This window comes from Microcoleus anatoxicus, from assembly GCF_042465725.1.
Lineage (GTDB): Bacteria > Cyanobacteriota > Cyanobacteriia > Cyanobacteriales > Microcoleaceae > Microcoleus > Microcoleus anatoxicus.
In genome coordinates this window covers 3,854,175-3,869,648 of record NZ_CP120853.1, presented here as the reverse complement: position 1 = coordinate 3,869,648, position 15,474 = coordinate 3,854,175, and the positions used below count along the sequence as shown (strand labels likewise).

The 15,474-nt window shown below is 45.0% G+C and carries 12 protein-coding genes; 6 read left to right on the top strand and 6 right to left on the bottom strand.

Going from position 1 to position 15,474, the window contains the following annotated elements:
* Positions 1–93 precede the first annotated feature (93 nt).
* A complete protein-coding gene (locus P2A85_RS16795; RefSeq protein ID WP_377473982.1) occupies positions 94–1,056 on the top strand; it encodes an orange carotenoid protein N-terminal domain-containing protein in 963 nt (320 codons plus the stop codon).
* Between the two features lie 222 nt (positions 1,057–1,278).
* Here P2A85_RS16795 and P2A85_RS16790 read toward each other — a convergent pair whose 3' ends face one another.
* Complete coding sequence (locus P2A85_RS16790; RefSeq protein WP_377473980.1) at positions 1,279–2,715, bottom strand: RNA-guided endonuclease InsQ/TnpB family protein; 1,437 nt, start codon at positions 2,713–2,715, stop codon at positions 1,279–1,281.
* 140 nt (positions 2,716–2,855) lie between these two features.
* Here P2A85_RS16790 and P2A85_RS16785 point away from each other — a divergent pair, with 140 nt between their 5' ends.
* The gene (locus tag P2A85_RS16785; RefSeq protein WP_377473978.1) at positions 2,856–3,281 is read left to right on the top strand and encodes a nuclear transport factor 2 family protein; all 426 of its coding nucleotides are present in this window, start codon (positions 2,856–2,858) and stop codon (positions 3,279–3,281) included.
* Between the two features lie 426 nt (positions 3,282–3,707).
* Here P2A85_RS16785 and P2A85_RS16780 read toward each other — a convergent pair whose 3' ends face one another.
* From P2A85_RS16780 to rsmH, 3 genes are all read right to left on the bottom strand, one after another.
* Positions 3,708–4,130, bottom strand: coding sequence for an anti-sigma regulatory factor (locus P2A85_RS16780; protein WP_340523967.1), 423 nt, complete (start codon positions 4,128–4,130; stop codon positions 3,708–3,710).
* Positions 4,131–4,436: 306 nt separating this feature from the next.
* Positions 4,437–6,110, bottom strand: coding sequence for a SpoIIE family protein phosphatase (locus tag P2A85_RS16775; protein ID WP_377473976.1), 1,674 nt, complete (start codon positions 6,108–6,110; stop codon positions 4,437–4,439).
* A 447-nt stretch (positions 6,111–6,557) separates the two neighbouring features.
* Complete coding sequence (gene rsmH, locus P2A85_RS16770) at positions 6,558–7,460, bottom strand: 16S rRNA (cytosine(1402)-N(4))-methyltransferase RsmH (RefSeq protein ID WP_377473974.1); 903 nt, start codon at positions 7,458–7,460, stop codon at positions 6,558–6,560.
* 166 nt (positions 7,461–7,626) lie between these two features.
* On the opposite strand from rsmH, the gene P2A85_RS16765 reads away from it, so the two are divergent.
* Together P2A85_RS16765 and P2A85_RS16760 are read left to right on the top strand one after the other, a co-directional pair.
* Positions 7,627–8,811, top strand: a complete 1,185-nt coding sequence (locus P2A85_RS16765) for an NAD(P)H-quinone oxidoreductase subunit H (protein ID WP_341735381.1) — start codon at positions 7,627–7,629, stop codon at positions 8,809–8,811.
* A 148-nt stretch (positions 8,812–8,959) separates the two neighbouring features.
* A complete protein-coding gene (locus P2A85_RS16760; protein WP_377473972.1) occupies positions 8,960–10,180 on the top strand; it encodes a class I SAM-dependent methyltransferase in 1,221 nt (406 codons plus the stop codon).
* Between the two features lie 26 nt (positions 10,181–10,206).
* Here P2A85_RS16760 and P2A85_RS16755 read toward each other — a convergent pair whose 3' ends face one another.
* Positions 10,207–10,854: a hypothetical protein gene (locus P2A85_RS16755; protein ID WP_377473970.1), complete on the bottom strand. Its 648-nt coding sequence runs from the start codon at positions 10,852–10,854 to the stop codon at positions 10,207–10,209.
* A 272-nt stretch (positions 10,855–11,126) separates the two neighbouring features.
* Entirely contained in the window at positions 11,127–12,365 is a 1,239-nt protein-coding gene (locus P2A85_RS16750) for an LL-diaminopimelate aminotransferase (RefSeq protein ID WP_377473968.1), read from the bottom strand.
* Positions 12,366–12,502: 137 nt separating this feature from the next.
* Between P2A85_RS16750 and P2A85_RS16745 the strand changes: the two genes are divergently transcribed.
* Positions 12,503–13,591: a hypothetical protein gene (locus P2A85_RS16745; RefSeq protein WP_377473966.1), complete on the top strand. Its 1,089-nt coding sequence runs from the start codon at positions 12,503–12,505 to the stop codon at positions 13,589–13,591.
* Between the two features lie 80 nt (positions 13,592–13,671).
* Positions 13,672–15,474 (top strand): DUF3352 domain-containing protein, encoded by a 1,803-nt coding sequence (locus P2A85_RS16740; RefSeq protein ID WP_377473964.1) that lies wholly within the window; start codon positions 13,672–13,674, stop codon positions 15,472–15,474.

The following is a 15,474-nucleotide window of genomic DNA, read 5'->3' as shown; positions in this document are numbered from 1 at the left end:
AATTGGTCAAAAACGTTACATAATTCTAAGGAAGGGGATCAAGGTTCGCTTGGGACCCCTCCTCACTAAAATCGCGAATCTCAAAAAATACCTATGGCAGTTAGTATTCAATCGGCTCAATCTATTTTTTCCAACACCGAGATTGCGAGCGTTGTTCCGGCTACCACGGAAGCGTTCTACAAGCTCAGCGTTGAAGACCAACTGGCACTATTGTGGTATGCCTACACCGAAATGGGTACTACCATCACCGCAGCCGCTCCCGGAGTAGCCAGTATGGCCCTTGTCGAAGGCATACTCACTGAAATTAAGCAAATGTCGCCGGCTGCTCAAAGCAAAACCATGTTTGACCTGGCTAGCAATGCTGACACCACCATCGGCCGCATCTACACATCCTTGCGCGTCAACACCAAACTCGGTTTCTGGTACGAACTAGGACAATTGATGAAACAAGGCCTTGTCGCTCCAATTCCCGCAGGCTATCAAATGTCTCCCGAAGCCACTCAAGTCCTTGAAACCCTCAAAAAACTCGATCCCGGTCAGCAAATTACCGTACTGCGTAATACCGTAGTTCACATGGGCTATGACCCAGATTTCAGCCAAGAGTACGGCAAACGCTCAGCTCCTCGCAGCACTCCTACCGCTGCTGAACAGCGCGTTAAAACCCAGATTGAAGGTATCAGCGAGCAGACTGTGCTCAGCTACATTGACAACATGAATGCCTTCGACTTTACCCCTGCTGTCGCTTTATTTGCCGAAGAAGGTGCTCTGCAACCACCTTTCCAAAAGCCGATTGTGGGTCGCGAAGCTATCCTCAATTATATGCGGGAAGAGTGTGTCGGACTCAAAATGATGCCGGAGCGAGGTTTATCGGAACCCGCAGAAGATGGTTACCGCCAAGTGAAAGTGACTGGTAAAGTCGAAACTCCTTGGTTTGGCTCGAATGTGGGTATGAACATTGCGTGGCGCTTTTTGCTCGATCCTCAAGGTCAAATTTTCTTTGTGGCGATCGATTTGTTGGCATCTCCGAAAGAATTGCTGAACTTGATGCGTAAGTAGAATATTTCAGTTTTGTTAGTCAAAACTGAAACCCCATCGCACTTCCATCCCATTCTTCCGACTTCTATGGCACTTTCCCCCTTTGGGGGGAAGTGATTTTTCGTATATCCGTATTATGGGTCGGAGATATGTCACATCTTTTGAGGGAGTTGCTGCCACAAACAGAATGAGTATATTAGATAGATTAATGTGACATACTCCCACATCAAATCTGAGTACAGATTATGATGTGGGCTTCTTAACAGCCCGATGAAGGGTATGTAAGATTTCCTTCTGGTACGCTTTATCCATAGTTCCTACTATAGAAAGATTCCCACTAGGGCGTTTTATACTGGGGAAAATGTCCAACCCCAGTCTTTTTAGGTTAATCGCAGCATTAAGATCGCGATCTACCATCAAAGAATTTTGCTCATCCCAATACTCTCGAATATTGCAATCGGTGAAAACCATTTCATTCCGATAACACAGAAGCATTGAGGTGTAAGCAGGTTTTTGTGAAACGACGACTGCCCCAGTTTTTTCTCCTATGTAGCTCAGCGTCGTAAAAAATTGCCCAAAAGCTGCATCCAGCCAGGATTTATTCAATCCAGATTTAGCGGATTGCCCATTGGGTAAATATTTCCCATCCTCATCTTGTTTAACCTTGTTTCTTTTAGTTAAACCTTTGAGGTTTAAGTCTTCATGGAAGAAGAACTTAGCTCCCGTTCTGACTAATTTGTGAGCTGTTTTATAATGAAAGTCTTGGCGACAACGCGCAATCTTTTGATGCTGTCTCGCCTCTTTTTTTGCCAACTTTCGTCGGGCTTTAGACCTTTTTTTTCGTTGATTCCGCTTCAGGGAAATGCGGTCTAATTTAGCTTGATTCTTTCGGAGTGGCTTGAGGGAAGGTAATTTCTCACCCTCAGATGTCGCTAGATAAACATCTTCGTGTAACACTGCATCTAAACCGATTGAATTCTCCCAAGTGGGAGCAATTTTATCCGGTGTCAATTCAGGCACAGAAGTGTCTTCAAGTATTAATTGGAGGAACCAACCGTCGGCTTTCCTAGTGACACTCACTTGTTTAATGGTTAAACCATCGGGGATGGTGCGGTGCATCCGCACCTTTATTACCCCTAGTTTTGGCAATCGAATGTAAATCCAATTCTTACGAATTAATTTAATCCAATCGTCGCTAGCCGTTGCCAAAGTCATTGTTCGGTAGTCGGCTTCAGTTTTGAATCTGGGTCTACCCGATCGCCCACCTTTGCTGTCACCGACAATAAACCTCTCAAAAGCTCGTTCGACTCGTTTGGAAACGTCTTGCAGAATCGTTGAATCGACTTGCTTAAAGTCTAATAACTCACCACTATGAAAGACTTTAACCAAATCTTTTTTGAGAATGGGTAACTGTTGTTTTTGGCAGTAGTAGTTAGGCTTTTCTCTGGGAGCCGCAATACTGGTTTTTAAGGGACAAGCATTGATAGCAGTACGGTTCATTTCCCACCAATCAAAACGATCTCCCAATTGGCGATTGTACCAATAACGGCAAATTCTGAGCCATTGGTTGAGAGCTAGCTTTTGATTAGTGTCGGGATAGAACTTGTACTGATATGTCGCCTTCATTGAATTGCCGTTTTTTGTTAGTATTATTTTACCAGGATTTGTTGGTCTCGTCATCCATCCGCCCACTCCTCAAAGCTATGCTTTGAGATTGTGAACAGATGGAATCCTCACCTCACACGCCTTTCATCCCACACTAACCGAGACGGTATAGTGTGGGGATTCCCGTCTGTCTAGCTAAAATTCTGATTTTTACGATGGCAACCACTCCATTTATGTTAACTGAAGCGATCGGCTTGAGCGCTATTCCTGAGCCAGCGGTTCTGGGATACTTTGAAACTTTCAACAGGGGAGATTTTGAAGCAACGGCTAGTTTGTTTGATGCTGAGGGCGTTCTCCATGCACCCTTTGCAGATCCGATTGTCGGCAAAAGTGCGATCGCCACCTACTTAAAAACAGAAGCCCTAGGAATGAAGCTCAATCCGCAGCAGGGCCTGAGTCAAACCTTAGAGGACGGCAACATTCAAGTTCAAGTTAACGGGCTGGTACAAACTGCTGTATTTAGGGTCAATGTAAAATGGTTGTTTATATTGAATTCTCAACCAGCTATTGTTTCTGCGACTGTCAAGCTCTTAGCTTCTCCTCAAGAATTGCTAAGCCTGCGCCCCTTCACCAAGTTGTAGGCTCCATATCCTCAGTAAATCCACTTAATTAAGCCTAATCTACAGATAGCCCAAAAGCTTATACCAATTTTAAAAAAGAATGCAACAGTAGTCTTGTCCCTCCCCTTTATAAGGGGGGGTTAGGGGGGGTCAAAGATTGTTGCACGATTTTAGAGAAATGGTATTACTGTAGCAATAGTCTTCCTTCTTTTTTCTACTTAAATACTTCAGAACCCAGACTTTTTTAAGAAGTCCGGGCTCTGGGTATTTTGCTGACCAACTAATCTAAAAAGTAGTAGTCACTAATCATTTGTTACTGCTTAGTTTGATTTTTTACTTGTTGATTGTTGGTTCCTAGTTGCGATGTGTTAGTCGTTAGTTGTTGATTATTACCAATAACCTGTTATCAATAATTTATTATCAATAACCTGTTACCAATTAAACCAATTAAGATTTGTCGGGTAAACTCGCTTCCAATTTCAAACAGTTGCGACCATCTATTTGCAAAGTGTAGTCCACCCGGTCCATCAGTCTGCTCATAATCAGCCAGCCGTAGCCGCTTTCCTGTTTAGCTTCAGGACGTGGGGGATTGTAAGTATTCATGGCGTAACCTTTACCGTAATCCCAAATTTCTAAACCAATGTCTCGATTTTTTAAATTTAAGCGAATTAACACTGGCAACTCAGGTTGGTCTTTGTGAGCATGGCGGATGACGTTGGAATAGGCTTCTGCTAGCACCAAGCGCAAACGATTCGATTGACGTGGCCAATCGACGTGCTCACCTAGCTCAACTTCCAAACTGCTCAGCAGCCAGTTTTCAACAATTGTCAAAAACCGCAAGTCGCTTGGTACGTGAAGCTCAGTATTCATACAAAAATCCTGTAAGTTTAGAAATCCTGTGTCTTCAGACCAGGGATGAAATACGACGCGCCTGATTTATTTGGCGTGAATATTTGCTGGTACACGGAGGATACTAGATACCGGGCGATCGAGGCAATACACTTTCTCTGAAAACATTCATCAAAAAGTATCAGTTAAGAGTTAGGCGTTGACGCACTACTTCTATAACTCTCGCCTCTGGCCCAGTAAAGAGTCTGTAATCTGTGAGCTGTCAACAAAAGGCTTCAGTGGTTGATACCTGAAGTCCCCGACTGATGGTCGGGGTAGTTGACAGATTCAGAGAACCTCCAGAGAGAGTATAGTTTGGTCATCTTCCTGAACTGGATTGTCCGCTCGGATGTAAGCCAACAAATTGTCCAAGTTAAAGGAACCAGGCTCCTGAATCAAGAGTTCCCAAAGCCCCTCTTGTTGTAGCATAGAACGAGTTTGTTCTCCTCCGGGAACAGCCTCAGTCATGACAGTAGCTTCAGTAATCCCATCACTCGTCAGCAGAAATACATCTCCTGACTTTAATTCGATCGTACCCCCTTTACCCTTCCAAACTGGCAGTATCCCCAAGGGAATGCCACGAGCTTTCAGGAAATTGGGTTCTACTGGTGTGGAACCGCTAGCGGCTTGAGCTTTCACCTCTGAGTGAGACCAAACTATCGGATAAATGTGACCGGCATTAGCAAAAGCCAGGTGTCCCGTCGATGGTGTGTAACGAGCCACAACCATTGTAATAAAATGGTTGTTGCCAATTAGATCATCTGCCATACTACTATTCATGTTCGTCATGACTTGGCTGGGTTCAGGAGAAATTTCTTGGCTGAGTTCCCGCCGCATCACCGAAATAGCACTAGCCATAAATAGAGCAGCCGGAACACCCTTACCGGAAACATCTCCCACAGCTATCCAAATATCCCCTTGAGAGTGGACGTAGACCTCAAAAAAGTCACCTCCTACTTCGCGGGCGGGATAGCAACAAGCTTGCACCCTGACAGTTTCAAAATCTGGCCAACTTTGACGCAATAAGTTTGTTTGGATTTGGCGAGCCACCTCCAACTCATTTTGCATCTGCTTGGCCAAATCTAGAGTCCGCTGATATAGTTTGGCTTGAGACAGGGCCAGAGCAGCTTGAGCCGCCACACCTTCTATTAACTCTATATCTTCCGACGACCAAGGATTAGTACCGCCCTGCTGGCACAGAGCCAGTACCGCCAAGATTTCTTGCTGGTAAGTCAGTGGCACAGCCATCTGAACTGAATTGCCCGGATTTTGACTGGTTTGGTGCAGTTGAGTTTGACGGCTGGCTACGGCTTGGACTAGCAAATTTTCATCAAAAGAAAAAATGTTGGGTTCGGCTGTTTGGGATTGGTAGGGGAAGGTGCTCGGCAATAGCCGATCGCCCTCTACCGGCCGTAGCATACAGTAGTTTGCCTCAAAAGTTTGACCAACAGTTTGGACAATAGTTTGTACCATACTAGAGTAATCTAGCGATCCACGAATCACGCTCATCACCTCATTAAACAGAGATTCTTTGCGTAAAGCGCGACGGAGTTCGACGCTTCGTTGCTTATAGTATTTGTAAGTTTCCGACGCTTGATTGATGACTAATTTGAGCTCTTCAGGATTCCAAGGTTTGGTGATGTATTTGAAAACTTGACCTGAGTTGATTGCCTCTACCAAGTCTTCAACATCCGTGTATCCCGTCAGCAGAATCCGAATCGTATCAGGAAAACGCTCGACAGTTTTCCCCAAAAATTCGGTGCCATTCATTTCTGGCATCCTTTGGTCTGAGATAATCACCGCCATTTCGCCCTGTGCGTCTAAAACTTCCAGGGCGGTGAGGGCGCTATCTGCTTTGTAAACCTGAAAGTCGCGTCGAAACGTCCGGTACAGCAAATCCAAGTTGTCGGGTTCGTCATCGACTACCATTAGTTTCAGTTTGCTTCCATCTCCCCGACTCATGCTATTCCCTACTCCTAGGCGAATTAATCAGGTCTAAAACTAGCTGTTTGTGAAATACCCTAGGCTGATGCGACGGAGGCGAATCAGTTAGGGGGCTTCGGTTTTGATAGGTCAGTGCCATGTTAGTGATACCACAAGGATATTCGGAACTTAAATCCGGTCGTGGTCTTACCTGACCTCGCCTTAGTTTGGAAATTGTCATCTACTGCTATACAAAACTTGGTTAAACTTATCTCAGCTTCACCATTCAACTAGAAGTAAATTCTAGAGGGTCTGCTTCCTGCTTCAACCAAGGGAGTCGGCTCGCAACTTGTCCACAGGCGTAAATTCGGGCCCAGCAGCGCCCTATTTTTCCAGCCAGTCTCACTATTTAACTATTGTTTGTGAAGCTGTTGGCTCTTGTTTAACCATTACTAATTCGCGTTGTGCACGCCCCTTACTGCCGTATCAAGTTAATTTTTCTGCCAGTCTGAGCTTAGCAGAACGAGAGCGGGGATTTCTAGAGATTTCTTCAGATTGTGGTCCGATCGGCTTTTTTGTCAGTACCTGCAAACAGTCTGTGCCTCGGAGTTGGTGCTTGACCGGTCTATCTTCCAGACTGTGAAAAGTAATAATTCCGAGCCTTCCACCGGGTTTTAACCACCTGGGCGCTTGGTGGAGGAAAGTGTCTAGAGCCGCGAGTTCGGAGTTAACAGCTATCCTTAAAGCTTGGAAAGTACGAGTAGCTGGATGGATTCTGCCATTCCGCTGCTTGGGTGGGAAACTGCTAGCGATCGCACTAGCCAGTTCGGTTGTACTTTCAAAGGGACGCCCCTGCACAATCCGTCGCGCGATGCGCCGCGACAGTCGCTCCTCGCCATATTTATAAATAATATCTGCTAGCTTAACTTCGTCCCAGTGATTGATAATCTCTTCTGCGGTCAAAGATTGCTGCTGGTTCATACGCATATCTAACTGAGCTGGATGGCGAAAACTAAAGCCACGTTCCGGTGTATCGAACTGAGCCGAGCTAACGCCTAAGTCTGCTATGATACCATCAAATGTGGCATCAGGCGACTGATATTCCGCAAAATTGCCATGCCAAAACTCTACGGGAGCATTAGCAAATCGAGTTTGGCAAAAACGGATAGCCTGTTCATCACGGTCGATCGCCACCACTGTCACATCAGCCGCCGCCGCCAAAATCAAACCAGTGTGTCCACCCCCCCCAAGCGTCGCGTCCAAATAGTGGCCGCCGGGGCGCACCCCCAAACCCGCAATTAACTCAGGACCCAAAACTGGAACGTGATAGCTGTCAATACTGACATCTAATCCAGGGGTGTCCTTCTCAGAAAGCTCGATATCCTTCATAATCTATAACAGCGAAACAAAAATCAATAATAGTCAGCAGTCAGTAGTCATTAGTTATGAGTTCTCAGTTCTCAGTCCTCAGTCCAAAGTTAGAAAATTTGTTGCTACTGACTAATGACTAATGACCAATTACCAATTAGCAATTACCAATCCCCAATTACCAATTATGTCAAGAATTGAGACTAGAACCGAACCAATGGTGCTCAACATGGGACCGCACCACCCATCCATGCACGGGGTACTCCGGTTAATCGTCACCCTAGACGGCGAAGACGTAGTTGATTGCGAGCCTGTTTTGGGCTATTTGCACCGGGGGATGGAGAAAATTGCCGAAAATCGCACCAACGTGATGTACGTGCCCTACGTGAGCCGTTGGGACTACGCTGCGGGGATGTTTAACGAAGCGGTGACAGTAAATGCACCGGAAAAATTGGCAAATATTGCTGTCCCCAAACGGGCTAGTTATATTCGGGTAATTATGCTGGAGTTGAACCGGATTGCCAACCACTTGATGTGGGTGGGGCCGTTTTTGGCAGACGTAGGAGCCCAAACTCCTTTTTTCTATACTATGCGCGATCGCGAACCCATTCTCGACTTATGGGAAGCAGCCACAGGCTATCGCATGGTTAACAACAATTACTTCCGCATTGGCGGAGTTGCGGCTGATTTACCCTACGGTTGGGTAGATAAGTGCCAAGATTTCTGCGATTACTTCCTGCCGAAAATTGACGAGTACGAACGTTTAATTACCAACAATCCGATTTTCCGCCGCCGGATTGAAGGCCTAGGTACCATATCTCGCGCCGAAGCGATTAACTGGGGACTATCCGGCCCCATGTTGCGCGGTTCCGGCGTAAATTGGGATTTGCGGAAAGTTGACCATTACGAATGTTATGACGACTTCGAGTGGGAAGTGTGTACAGAAGCAGCCGGCGATTGTTTAGCCCGGTATTTGGTAAGAATTCGGGAGATGCGCGAGTCAGTTAAGATTCTCTATCAAGCCTTAAAAGGACTCCCCGGCGGCCCTTACGAAAATTTGGAAGCGAAGCGACTAGAAAGCGGACCAAAATCCGAATGGAATAGTTTTGAATATCAGTTTATTGGCAAAAAAGTTGCGCCGACTTTTAAGATTCCCAAGGGCGAACATTATGTCCGCGTTGAAAGTGGCAAAGGTGAGTTAGGGATTTATATTATCGGCGATGATAGTACATTTCCTTGGCGCTGGAAGATTCGGGCTGCGGACTTTAATAATTTGCAGATTTTGCCTCACATTGTGCGCGGCGTGAAGATTGCGGATTTGGTAGCAATTTTGGGGAGTATCGACATTATTATGGGTTCAGTCGATAGGTAGATTTCGACTGTTTTTGATGCGAGCATCTAACTAAAAGAACCCGGTTTATACTAACCGGGTTCTTTATTTCTCTCTTATCTCTTCCTCTGTGTCCTCTGCGCCCTCTGTGGTTAAAAAAATCTTTATTTTATCTTTGATTCCATAAACCATGACATTCCAGCAATCAGATATCAATGACAGTAACCCCGAACTCTGCGACTTAATCTGCGCCAGAATCGCCACCACTCAGCAGCAGCGAATTACCTTTGCTGAATATATGAATTTAGCATTATACCATCCGCAACACGGTTACTATAATAGCGATCGCCCGTCGATCGGCAAACAAGGCGATTTTATCACATCCTCTGATTGGGGCCCAGATTTTGCCGAGGTTTTGGCAGAGCAATTTGTGGAAATGTGGGAATTACTCGTTAGCGGAGCCCTCGAAGAGGATCGCCCTCAAAATTTCGCGATCGTCGAAATGGGTGCTGGGCGAGGAATCTTTGCCGAAAATCTCCTGCAATATCTGCAACGGCAACATCCCGACTTATTTAAAAAATTAACATACATAATTATTGAAATTTCACCAATACTCCAAGCAGAACAACGGCAAATTTTAGGTAACTTCCAGTGCATTAAATGGTGTAATTGGGATGAAATAGTTGATAACTCAATTGTCGGTTGTTTCTTTTCCAATGAATTAGTCGATGCTTTCCCCGTGCATCAATTCATTCTGGAACAAGGCAAAGTCAAAGAAATTTACATTACCACAAAAACCACAATAAATCAACCCAAAGAAATAAATTTTGTCGAGGTAGTCGGCGAAGTTTCTACACCAAAAATTACCGAATATTTTGAGTTGTTGGGAGTTGATTTATCGGAAAGTGTTTACGGGGATGGATATCGCAGTGAGGTGAATTTAGCAGCCTTAGATTGGATGAGTAGAGTTGGCAAAAAGTTGCAGCAAGGATACTTGTTAACTATTGATTACGGTTATCCGGCACACCGCTATTACAATCCGAGGCGCAGGGAGGGGACGCTACAGTGTTATTATCGCCATCGATATCATAATAATCCTTATATTAATGTAGGGCGACAGGATGTGACGGCTCACGTTAATTTTACAGCTTTGGAAAAGTATGGGGAATTGTGTGGTTTGGATGTGCTAGGGTTTACTCAGCAGGCTTTATTTTTGATGGCGTTGGGTTTGGGCGATCGCATTGCGGCTCTATCCACAAATGTATGGGATGTGGCAACGTTGTTGCGGCGCAGGGAGGGTTTACATAAACTGATCGATCCGATGGGTTTGGGAGGTTTTGGGGTTTTGGTACAGTCTAAGGGGTTGAAGGAGAAGGCGAAAATTTTGAAGGGTTTGATGGTTCCTGATTAATTATGCGATCGATTTTGTTATATCGATTACGCAAGCTTACTCAACGGCGGAAATTCCCATTTGCCTGAATATAAAGTAGATGGCAACTTTAAACAATAGGCAGCAGGAATCACCTCAATCAACCACCAATTAAACATATCTCGTTTGGCCACAGCAAAACCGGAAATGGCATCGCCAGTAATGGCATCATACAGAATATCCAATATGGCATTATAAGCTGTTTTGGTGTTGAGTGTTTGCAGCAATCCATAGAAAATATTATAAGCTTCGTCAGTAGCTTGATATTTTCCGATTTTGTTGATATTAGGAAACAAGGTATCTGCCCAAGTTTCTGGGATTTCACAACCATCCTTCAGCCAACAAGATATAATTCCTTCAACGATATCAGCCTTGTGTTCTTCAGGAAAGTAATGTTTAATGGTCGGTTTAGCTGCTAATGCTATTCCATAGGCCATGTAGACATATCGCTGATGGGATATTGCATCATTAGGCATTCCCAAGGCAGTCATTACTTCTACAAAGGCTTCTTCTACATCGCTGTTTCCGCATCTTTCGTATAAATCGCGATACTTTCTGTCCCAAACTGTGTGCAGTGTTTGTTGTAATTGCTCTGGAATATCTGAATTGTTGGGCAACTTGAAATCGGTGTAATGACCTATGTCAAACTGTATCATTGACTTTCCCTCCTTATGTATTTTTCTTAATCGTAAACTAGGAGTTCCGACAGGGGTTGAAACCCCTGTCTCATAGCTAAAGTCCTCTTAGGAGGACTGAAGAAAAAGAATTGCGCATTTTGATTCTTTTGCAAGGGCTTGAGATTCTTCGCTTCACTCAGAATGACATAATTCCCTTGTTAATGCGTAAGTCCTAAATAACTCTTCAGTCCTCTTTCAGAGGACTTTCGCTATCAGCCAGGGAATTCATTCCCTGGCGGGCTAGTATGATACTAAACCTTAAACTTCTCCACAATTCGTCTCATTGCTTCCTCCACATTCTCCCGACTATTAAATGCCGAAATTCGGAAATAACCCTCGCCCGCGGCACCAAAACCAGAACCGGGTGTTCCCACCACATTGCAAGTTTCTAGCAACTTCTGAAAGAAATCCCAACTCGACAAACCATGAGGGGTTTTCACCCACACATAGGGTGCATTTTCGCCACCAAAAACCTCAATACCAGCCGCTGTCAATTTCTCGCGAATAATCGCAGCATTTTCCATGTAAAAATTGACTAATGTCTGAATTTGTGCCTTGCCAGCATCGGAATAAACCGCCTCAGCACCGCGTTGCACGATGTAAGAAACGCCGTTAAATTTAGTAGATTGACGACGATTCCACAACTTCCAAATTTCGACATCGGAACCATCTGCGGCTTTTCCAGTCAAAGTCTTTGGTACAACGGTTAAGGCACAGCGAGTACCTGTGAAACCTGCATTTTTGGAGAAAGAACGAAATTCGATCGCACAATCGCGCGCACCTTCAATTTCGTAGATAGAATGCGGTAAACTGGGATCGGTAATATATGCCTCGTAGGCTGCATCGAAGAAGATAATCGAACCGTTCGCCTTAGCATATTTTACCCAAGCTTGCAAGTGTTCCTTGGTTGCAGTTGCACCCGTGGGATTGTTGGGAAAACATAAATAAATTAAATCGACTTTTTTGTCTGTGGGAATTTCGGCAGTAAAGTTATTTTCTGCTGTAATTGGCAGGTAAATGAAGCCGTCGTATTCGCCTTTTTCGTTTGCCTCTCCCGTATGCCCTGCCATCACGTTGGTGTCTACATACACGGGATAAACTGGGTCGGTAACTGCGATCGTGTTATCGTTCCCAAAGATATCGAGAATATTACCACAATCGCATTTAGAACCATCAGAAATAAAGATTTCCGAAGCATCAATATCGCATCCCCGTGACTTGAAATCGCGATCGGCAATTTTCTCCCGCAGCCATTCATAACCTTGTTCCGGGCCGTATCCTTTGAAGGTATCCCGCGAGCCCATTTCTTCCACCGCAGCCACCATCGCGAGGCGACAAGCTTCGGGTAGGGGCTCTGTGACGTCGCCAATCCCTAGGCGGATGATTGGTGCGCCCGGATTGGCTTCTGCATAAGCCTTGACTCGGCGTCCTATCTCTGGAAACAGGTAGCCAGCTTTGAGTTTGAGGTAGTTGTCGTTGATAGTTGCCATATTTTCGATCGCTTGAGAGTCGTAGAATAGCTTACTGCGAATTGGTCGTTAACTGTGGGCTGTTGAGGCTGACAGACACTTGACAAAAAAATCAACCAGCTTATATAATTAGAATAGTTTGCTATTCCAAAACGATTATGGATGATATCGAGTATGCCAGAGTCTATCAACAACTGGCGGCAATGTTGCATGAATTTAATTTGGGTTGGGTAGCTCAACAAGTAGCAGATAATGTAGAGATAGGTAAAACTATTGAGGAGCGATCGCTCAAAAGAAAAACCCCGTTACTCAAGATAGAAGACTATACACCAAAAGAGCAACTTTTGATGTTGATTGATGCTGTGGAACAAGCGACAGTTCATACTTCCGAAATGGAAGATGAAATTGCTTATTTCTTAAAAGTAGAATCAGAAACTTCTCCCCTGGGTACTAAAATTAGCTTTGCCTCATCCAGTGCCCAAGAGGTAAAAACTATCGAGTTTACTTCTCATCTGACATCCCCTCGGAACAAACAGGCGATCGCCCTGAAATACTTGATCGAAAAACTGCCATCAGAACCGAGCAACTACGTCACCAATGCGGAAATTAAAAGCAAATTAAGCCTAGCGATTAATCCCGATTTCAACGGTGCCATAGAACAAGCAAACATTTTTGATTTTTACCTATTCACCATCTTGTTAAAAGCTATTGCCAATGAAGGAGGTACTATATATTATAACAATGTTTTAGACGAAACACCCAAATATTTAACATTTAGAAAGACCCCAGGCAAAATTCACGGTAATACTCATCCCTATACCTATGCAATAGTGGAATTTCCCGACAAACCAGCCCTGGAAGTTCATCTAGCAGTAAAAGTCCAAGGTAGAGCCGGAGTTCTCCACAATTGCAACCTGTTAATGTTATACCAAAAAGAAGCGAATATCTGTCGCTTGCTCCAGCGAGAACCCCGGCACTCCCAAGTAATTTTAGCAGTGAAATCTCAGCACAACACTTCGGAACTAAAACTAGAAACGGCTGGTGCTTTTATTGGATTAGCGTCAGATATTCGCTACGAAGGTGGCAGCTATTTTATTTCTAATACTTACTCGGAAGCCGTAGCCAAATTGCTAACTATCGCCCGCAAAAAATGGGAGTTAAACATATTTCCCAGAGCGACAAATGATGTGCATAGACTGATGTATTCATTTCAAACGATTTTTAAAGACTTTAAAGCCAGGAATTGAAATTAGGGCATTATGCCCGATGCCCGATGCCCGATACCCATATAATTTAGGATGTTGCGAGCAACCCAACTTGACTAATAATGTTTAAGAAAGATAAATCTTCTCTCCTGTTTACCATCGGAGCAGCTACCCTCCTGATTAGTTTAGGCTTCATCACCTATTTGATCGTCATCTCCCGCGGACCAAGCAAAGATTTGCCCCCAGGGGCTACGGTTGTACCCCAAGATACGATGATGGCTGTATCCATCAGTACCGATGAATCGCAGTGGAAAAGGCTGCGAGAGTTTGGCACTCCCGACTCAAAAGCCTCTTTTGAAAGACTTTTAACCGAATTGCGCGATCGCCTCCTGACAACCAACGGCTACAGCTACCAACAAGACATTCAACCCTGGGTAGGTAACACAGCAATGGTTGCGTTTTTGCGAAACAAAATCGCCATACCAGTAGCACCGCCCACACCCAATGCACCACCACCTCCCCCAGCCCAACAATCAGTAGCTATTATCTTCCCCATTGCTAACCCGATTAAAGCCAAAGAATTATTAGCAAAACCCAGACCCCTCAACCAAGGAAAAATGGTTGAGCGTAATTATAAAGGAGTCCAAGTTACAGAAACTCAAGGCATACCCGATCGCAATTTTTCGGTGGCGGTACTGGGGACAAACTATCTGGTAGTGAGCACAGAACCCACAGCCACCGATAGAATAATTGATACCTACAAAGGGGAACCTTCCCTAGCAAAAACACCAGGGTACGAAGATGCCCTAGAACAAATCAAAAGTTCCGGTGCCTTCGGTCAAATCTACGTGAATATGCCCGTCGCAGCAGCCTTTACCGCAGCTAACTCCGCCCGTGAATTATCACCGGAAAACCTGGAAAAATTACAACAAAATCAGGGATTTGCCACCACAGTTAGCGTGGATACAGATGGCATTGGATTCAAATCTATTTCTTGGCTGAAACCAGACTCTCAAAAAAGGATCGCAGTAGAAAACAACGCTCTCAAAATGTCGAACCGCTTACCAAATAATACAATCATGATGGTATCTGGTGGCAACTTACGGCGTTTGTGGGAAGATTATGTATCGGGGGCCGATGCTAATCCGATCGCCCCGGTGAATCCGCAAATTTTGCGATCCGCCCTAAAATCCACTACTGGCCTGGATTTAGACAAAGACTTAATGGAGTGGATGGCCGGAGAATTTTCCCTATCCTTAATACCAGCCCCCGCGCCAAATCCCAAAGACAAATTTGCTGCGGGATTTGTATTTATGGTGGAAAGCAACAACCGTCGCGGGGCGGACAAAGCTCTCAAACAGCTTGACGATACCATGAAAATGAAAGGGTTTAGAGTCGAGGAAATTAAAGTTGGGGGTCAACCTACAACTAAATGGACATCACCCTTTGGAGGAATCACAGTTACTCGCGGCTGGATGAACGATGTACTATTTTTAACAGTAGGAGCTCCCGTGGTGGATGCGATCGTCCCGGCCCCGAAAAGTCCGCTATTAAGCAGCGAATTGTTCCAAAAAACAGTGCGATCGCAACTTAAGCCCCACAATGGCAATTTCTTCATCGACACAGAGAGTGCATTTAACCCGAAAAACCTAGCTTTGCCGGAATTTCCCCCCAATCAAAAAATCTGGATCGATGCGATACGGTCGATCGGGATTACAGCGGCAGTCATAGGCGATCGTACTACCCGTTATGACGCTTTTGTCAACCTCAAAAAATCCGACCAACCTAGTCCTTCCTCTAATCCCTCTTCCACTCCTTTGTCTGGTAGTTCTGCTTCTCCAACTCCCTCTGCATCATCGCCATCAGCATCGCCATCAGCATCGCCATCAGCATCGCCATCAGCATCGCCATCAGCATCCCCCTGA